Below are 6,000 nucleotides of genomic sequence, written 5' to 3' on the forward strand. Positions count from 1 at the left end.
GTGGGCACGGTTCTTTGCCAATCCGATAAGCGGATGACCGTGTCCGTTCGCCGGAACTACCGCCCCAGTTCGGCGAGCGCTGCGTCCAGCACTCGCCGCAGCACCAGACCGTCCGGGGCGAGCGCCGTCACGAGCGCGGCGGGACCGCTCAGCGGGACGACACTGGCGGCGCCGTCGGCCAGCACCCGCACGGGCGCCGGGGTGTCCGCGAACTCCGGCCGGACGACGAGGAGTTGCCCGAGGGCTCGGTGACCGCCGAGCACAGCGGGCCCGTCCCAGCCGCCCGGCGCTCCGGTGCCGCAGGACAACTCCTGGTCCAGGACGGGGCGTTCACCGATCCGCAGGGACAGCCGGCTGGTGAGCCTGCCGGGCTCCTCCCCCACGCGGCCGAGGATCTGCTCCTCCCGGTACACGAGACGCGCGCCGGGTTCGAGGTCGATCCGGGTCGTGACGTGCAGGTCGCTGCCGTTCGCGGAGATCAACGGCTCGGGCAGCCAGCGCAGTTGTGACGCGCAGGCGCCTCGGAGGCGGACGTCGTACCGCGCCTCCCCCTTGTGCTGGCCCGGCAGCGCGATGGTCGCGGCGGCCGAGCCGAGGGACAGCCGGGCGCCCGCGTCGGCGGTCGCCTCGACCCGGAAGCTGTCGCCGCCGAGCGGTCCGCTCATCGCGCCGACGAGCAACACCCTTGCTTCGTGGGGGTGTTCGGCGCGGGTGCGGCGCAGGGCGAGCGGGCCGTCGCTCTCCAGGACCGGCAGTGCGGTGCCGCCCCGGCCGTCGGGGGTGGCCCGCAGCCGGGCGGTCGCCTCTACGCCGTCCACGCACGCACCTGCGCCCGCACCCAGGCGGCGACCTCGGTGACGCCTGCCTCACTCCTCAACGACTGGAAGGTGACCGGGAGTTCGGCGCGCTGCGCCTTCGCGTCGGCGGCCATCCGGGCGAGGTCGGAGCCGACGTGGGGGGCGAGGTCGGTCTTGTTGACGACGAGGAGGTCGGCGGTGGTGACGCCGGGGCCGCCCTTGCGGGGGATGTCGTCCCCGCCGGCGACGTCGATGACGAAGATCTGCGCGTCCACGAGGCCCTTGGAGAAGGTCGCGGTGAGGTTGTCGCCGCCGGACTCGACGAGGATCAGGTCGAGGGGGCCGACGGTGTCCTCCAGGTCCTCGACGGCTTCGAGGTTGGCGGAGATGTCGTCGCGGATCGCGGTGTGCGGGCAGGCGCCGGTCTCGACGGCGGCGATCCGCTCGGGCGGCAACACGGCCTCCCTGAGCAGGAATTCGGCGTCCTCGCGGGTGTAGATGTCGTTGGTGACGACGGCGAGGCTCAGTTCGTCGCGCAGTGCGCGGCAGAGGGCGGCGACGGTGGCGGTCTTGCCGGAGCCTACGGGGCCGCCGAGGCCGATGCGGAGGGCTCGGCGGGTGCCGTCGGGGCGGTGGGCGTCGGCGCTGGGGGCGGGGTGGGTGTGGTCGTGGCCGAGGTGCATGGGGTGGCTCCTGGGGTGCGGGAGGGAGTCGGGGAGGGAATCAAGGTGGGCGATCATCCGATAATCTGCCCTCTTTTTAAGAAGCCTCGGGCGCCTCACGACGCGAACAGCCGCGCCTGCCGCCCCGCATGCACCTCCGCCCCCAGCTCCAGCAACGGCGCCGAGGCGGCGGGCAGTTCGGGTGGCACCGCCGTCCCCGCCGCCACCGCCGCGTCCACGACCCGGTCCATCTCCGGCGCCAGCCGGGCCAGTACCCCGGTCGCCCGGAACGGGTCGAGGCTCAGCAGCCGCACCACGGCCGTCGCCGGCCCGCTGACGCTCTCGTACACCGAGCAGTACGCGGCGTCCTGCGCGCCGAGTCCGGCCGCGCGTGCCGTCACCCCCAACACCACAGGCTGGTGCGCCCCCTTGGGGAACTCCCGTGCCAGCGCGTCGAGTTCGGGACCGGGCCAGGTCGCGCGCGCCGCCCGCATCAGCTGCCGCCCCAGCTTGCGGGCGGCAACCCGCAGTGCCGGGGAGGGAGTTCGCGCGTCCGCCTCGGCATCCAGCCACACCGGGTCGGCGCCCGCCGCAGCCGCGCAGGCCAGTGCCGCCGAGACGAGTCCCGTCGTGTGGAGGCGTCCCCGGCAGAACGCCTCCAGGTCCTCGACTCCGGTGATCCGCCCCGCCCGCACGGCCTCCTCCGCCCCGCCGGAGTGCGCGTGGCCTCCGGCGGGGAAGCGGCCGTCGGCGAGGATCAACAACGCTGCCCTGGACATCGTCAGAACAGGAAGTAGCGCTGGGCCATGGGCAGTTCGGCCGCTGGCGTGGCCTCCACCAGTTCGCCGTCGATGTGCACGGCGAAGCTGTCGGGGTCGACGCGGACGTCCGGGCGGGCGTCGTTCTCCCGCATGTCCGCCTTCGTGACCGCGCGCGTGGAGTCGATCGCGACGAACCGCTTGCCGAGCCGGAGCCGTTCGGGGAGGCCGTCCTCGATGGCCAACGGGGCCACGAAGTTGAAGGAGTTGGCGGCGGGGGCGCGGCCGATCGCACCGTACATGGGGCGGGGCAGGATCGGCTGCGGGGTCGGGATGGAGGCGTTGGCGTCGCCCATCTGCGCGTAGGCGATCTGCCCGCCCTTGACGACGAGTTGGGGCTTCACGCCGAAGAACGCGGGCTCCCACAGGACGAGGTCGGCGAGCTTGCCGCTCTCCACGGAGCCGATCTCGCGGGCGAGGCCCTGCGCGATCGCCGGGTTGATCGTGTACTTGGCGACGTAGCGCCGTACGCGGTGGTTGTCGGCGCGGCCGTCGCCGGGGAGTGCGCCGCGCCTGCGCTTCATCACGTGCGCGGTCTGCCAGGTGCGCAGGACGACCTCGCCGACGCGGCCCATGGCCTGGGAGTCGGAGGAGATGATCGAGATCGCGCCGAGGTCGTGGAGGATGTCCTCCGCGCCGATGGTGGAGGGCCGGATGCGGGACTCGGCGAAGGCGAGGTCCTCGGGGACGGCCGGGTTGAGGTGGTGGCAGACCATCAGCATGTCGAGGTGTTCCTCGGCGGTGTTGACGGTGTAGGGGCGGGTCGGGTTGGTGGAGCTGGGCAGGACGTTGGCCTGCGAGACGACGGTCATGATGTCGGGCGCGTGCCCGCCGCCGGCGCCCTCGGTGTGGTAGGCGTGAATGCCGCGTCCGGCGATCGCGGCGAGGGTGTCGCCGACGAACCCGGCCTCGTTCAACGTGTCGGTGTGGATGGCGACCTGGATGCCGGTCCGGTCGGCGACGGTGAGGGACGCGTCGATGACGGCCGGGGTCGAGCCCCAGTCCTCGTGGAGTTTCAGGCCGAGGGCGCCGCCGCGGATCTGGGAGAGCATCGCGTCGTGCGAGACGGTGTTGCCCTTGCCGAGGAAGCCGATGTTGAGCGGGTAGTGCTCCATCGCCTCCAGCATCCGGGCGAGGTGCCAGGGGCCGGGCGTGACGGTCGTCGCCTTGGACCCCTCGGCGGGTCCGGTGCCGCCGCCGACGAGAGTGGTGACGCCGGACGCGAGGGCCTCGTCGGCGATCTGCGGGCAGATGAAGTGGACGTGCGCGTCGACCGCGCCGGCCGTGAGGATCCGCCCGTTGCCCGCGATGACCTCGGTCTCGGGACCGATCACCAGGTCGGGGTGGACGCCGTCCATGGTGTCGGGGTTGCCCGCCTTGCCGATCCCGGTGATCCGGCCGTCCCGGATGCCGACGTCGGCCTTGACGACGCCCCAGTGGTCGACGATCACGGCGCCGGTGATGACGGTGTCGGGGGTGCCGTCCGCACGCGTGGCGCGGGCCTGGCCCATCGACTCGCGGATGACCTTGCCGCCGCCGAACACGGCTTCGTCACCGGCGAGTCCGGGGCCGCCGCAGCGGTCCTCCTCGATCTCGATCAGCAGGTCGGTGTCCGCGAGGCGGATGCGGTCGCCGGTCGTCGGGCCGAACAGGTCGGCGTACGCGGCGCGCGAGATCTCAGGCATCGAGGGCCCCTCCGGTCTCCCCGCGCAGCCCCGGCACGATCCGGTCGCCGGCCAGCGGGACGAGTTCGACGTCGACGGGGATCCCCGGTTCGAAGCGGACGGCCGTCCCGGCGGCGACGTTGAGCCGCTTGCCGTGCGCGGCGGCGCGGTCGAACTCCAGGCCGGGGTTGGCCTCGGCGAAGTGGTAGTGGGAGCCGACCTGCACGGGCCGGTCGGCGGCGTTGAGGACGGTCAGCCGGGTGACCTCGCGGCCCGCGTTGTACACGATCGGGCCGTCCTCGAACAGGATCTCTCCGGGGATCATCGCGGCGCCCTTCAGACGATCGGGTCGTGGACGGTGACGAGTTTCGTGCCGTCCGGGAAGGTCGCCTCGACCTGAACGTCGTGGATCATCTCGGGGATGCCCTCCATGACGTCGTCCCTGGTGAGCAACTTCCGCCCGGACGCCATGAGTTCGGCGACGGTACGGCCGTCCCGGGCGCCTTCGAGGATGTGCGAGGTGATCAGCGCGACGGCCTCGGGGTGGTTGAGCCTGAGGCCGCGCGCGCGGCGCTTCTCGGCGACGTCGGCCGCCACGTGGATCAGCAGCCTCTCCTGCTCGTGCGGGGTCAGTTGCACGTCCCACCTCACCTCCTCACGCCGGACCGTGCGGGGTCCGGCTGCCGCGGCCACGGGAAAAGCCCAGGTGGCGTGATCGGAGGCTAGTTGGGAAGCGTTTCAGGGACGTTAACCGAGCTGTGACCCGGCGTCGTGTCGTCAGGTGCGGGGGGCGCGCATGCTCATCAGGGCGCGGACGCCGTCGGTGAGCGCCTTCTCCATGTCCGCCGGGGTGGCCTCCAGGACGGCGATCTGCATCATCAGTCCCTGGGCCAGCGCGATCATGGCACGGGCCAGCGCGTCCGCGTCGGCGTCCTCGGGCATGATCCCGGCCCGCTTGTAACCCCGGACCACTTCCCCCCACGCCGCGCGCACCCGCTCGTAGCCCTCCCCCACCTGTGCGGCCAGCTCCTCGTTGCGCAGGAGTTCCGTCCACACGTGGATCAGGAGGCGGGGGAACAGCCAGTCGCCGCTGTCCATCAGCGCCGGCCTCGCCTTCATCATGCTCCGCATCGCCCTCGGCACGAGTTCGTCCGGCATCGGCGGCGGGATCTCCTCGGCGGCCTCGCGGTACACCTCGCCGAGCGTGCCGATCACCTCCGCGACGATCGCGTGGATCAGTTCGTCCTTGCCGCTGAAGTAGCGGTAGACCGCGCCCGCCGAGAGGTCGGCCTCCTTCAGGACGTCCTGCATCGAGGTCGCGTGGAAGCCGTTGCTGGCGAAGCGGCGTTCGGCGGCCTCCATGATCTGGCGGCGGCGGGCGTCGAGGTGCGCCTGGGATACACGGGCCATGCCGTCAATCTAAAACGAACGTTCCTTCTTGACAAGCGAGCGGGGAGGAGAGCACGGTGGGGTCACCGTAAAACGAACGATCCTTCTTTTTAGGAGCTGCGATGCGCATCGTGCCGGCGGACGAGCAGATCACGGGTGCCGGGGCGCCCGCGAAGGAGGATTCCGGCGCGGGCACCGGCACGGCCACCGGCCCACGCGTCGGCGCACCCCCACCCCGCCGCTTCCTCACCGCCCTCCTCCTGGCCCCCCTCGTCACCGCCCTCGCCCTGTGGGCCTTCGCCTGGCCCGCCGCCCGCACCGCACCCCACGACCTCCCGCTGGGTGTCGCGGGCCCGGACACGGCGGTGACCCAGATCGAGGCGCGGCTCTCCGGACACAAGGGCGCGTTCGAACTGCACCGCTACTCCGGCGAACCCGCCGCACGCGCCGCGATCGAGGCGCGGGACGTGTACGGAGCCGTGGTGGTCACCGGGCAGGGCACCACACTCCTCACCGCGTCCGCCGCGAGCCCTCTCGTGGCCCAGTTCCTGCACCAGGCCGTGGCCCAGAGCGGCGACGTGCGAACCGTGGACGTCGTGGCCGCCCCGGCGACGGACCCCCGGGGCGCCGCGCTCACCGCGAGCGTGCTGCCGCTGGCCATGGCCGGGAT

General features: G+C 72.5%; 7 protein-coding genes and 1 pseudogene. 1 reads left to right on the forward strand and 7 read right to left on the reverse strand.

The features are described from left to right. Window positions 1-56 precede the first annotated feature (56 nt). The 7 genes from ACVNF4_RS11325 to ACVNF4_RS11355 form a co-directional block, all read right to left on the reverse strand. Window positions 57-818, reverse strand: a complete 762-nt coding sequence (locus ACVNF4_RS11325; protein ID WP_461802608.1) for an urease accessory protein UreD — start codon at window positions 816-818, stop codon at window positions 57-59. Next, the gene (gene ureG / locus ACVNF4_RS11330; RefSeq protein ID WP_461802609.1) at window positions 806-1,480 is read right to left on the reverse strand and encodes an urease accessory protein UreG; all 675 of its coding nucleotides are present in this window, start codon (window positions 1,478-1,480) and stop codon (window positions 806-808) included. Before ureG ends, ACVNF4_RS11325 begins: the two co-directional genes overlap by 13 nt. A 95-nt stretch (window positions 1,481-1,575) precedes the next feature. After that, window positions 1,576-2,238 carry an urease accessory protein UreF gene (locus ACVNF4_RS11335; RefSeq protein ID WP_461802610.1) on the reverse strand — a complete coding sequence of 221 codons (663 nt, stop codon included), beginning with the start codon at window positions 2,236-2,238 and terminating at the stop codon, window positions 1,576-1,578. Between the two features lie 2 nt (window positions 2,239-2,240). Next, window positions 2,241-3,962 carry an urease subunit alpha gene (locus ACVNF4_RS11340; RefSeq protein ID WP_461802611.1) on the reverse strand — a complete coding sequence of 574 codons (1,722 nt, stop codon included), beginning with the start codon at window positions 3,960-3,962 and terminating at the stop codon, window positions 2,241-2,243. Then, window positions 3,955-4,266 carry an urease subunit beta gene (locus ACVNF4_RS11345; RefSeq protein ID WP_461802612.1) on the reverse strand — a complete coding sequence of 104 codons (312 nt, stop codon included), beginning with the start codon at window positions 4,264-4,266 and terminating at the stop codon, window positions 3,955-3,957. Before ACVNF4_RS11345 ends, ACVNF4_RS11340 begins: the two co-directional genes overlap by 8 nt. 11 nt (window positions 4,267-4,277) lie before the next feature. After that, on the reverse strand, window positions 4,278-4,580 hold the full coding sequence (locus ACVNF4_RS11350) for an urease subunit gamma (protein WP_037782101.1): 303 nt from the start codon (window positions 4,578-4,580) through the stop codon (window positions 4,278-4,280). A gap of 138 nt (window positions 4,581-4,718) precedes the next feature. Continuing rightward, window positions 4,719-5,351: a TetR/AcrR family transcriptional regulator gene (locus ACVNF4_RS11355; RefSeq protein ID WP_461802613.1), complete on the reverse strand. Its 633-nt coding sequence runs from the start codon at window positions 5,349-5,351 to the stop codon at window positions 4,719-4,721. A 101-nt stretch (window positions 5,352-5,452) separates the two neighbouring features. Here ACVNF4_RS11355 and ACVNF4_RS11360 point away from each other — a divergent pair. Continuing rightward, window positions 5,453-6,000, forward strand: a pseudogene (locus ACVNF4_RS11360) (ABC transporter permease); the annotation flags it as partial.

The organism is Streptomyces sp. S6 (assembly GCF_054880855.1).

What these genes read in the sequence shown, in the direction of transcription:
- ureG (WP_461802609.1), bottom strand. Translation starts at nt 1,480, where the DNA reads ATGCACCTCGGCCACGACCACACCCACCCCGCCCCCAGCGCCGACGCC.
- ACVNF4_RS11355 (WP_461802613.1), bottom strand. Translation starts at nt 5,351, where the DNA reads ATGGCCCGTGTATCCCAGGCGCACCTCGACGCCCGCCGCCGCCAGATC.
- ACVNF4_RS11340 (WP_461802611.1), bottom strand. Translation starts at nt 3,962, where the DNA reads ATGCCTGAGATCTCGCGCGCCGCGTACGCCGACCTGTTCGGCCCGACG.
- ACVNF4_RS11345 (WP_461802612.1), bottom strand. Translation starts at nt 4,266, where the DNA reads ATGATCCCCGGAGAGATCCTGTTCGAGGACGGCCCGATCGTGTACAAC.
- ACVNF4_RS11335 (WP_461802610.1), bottom strand. Translation starts at nt 2,238, where the DNA reads ATGTCCAGGGCAGCGTTGTTGATCCTCGCCGACGGCCGCTTCCCCGCC.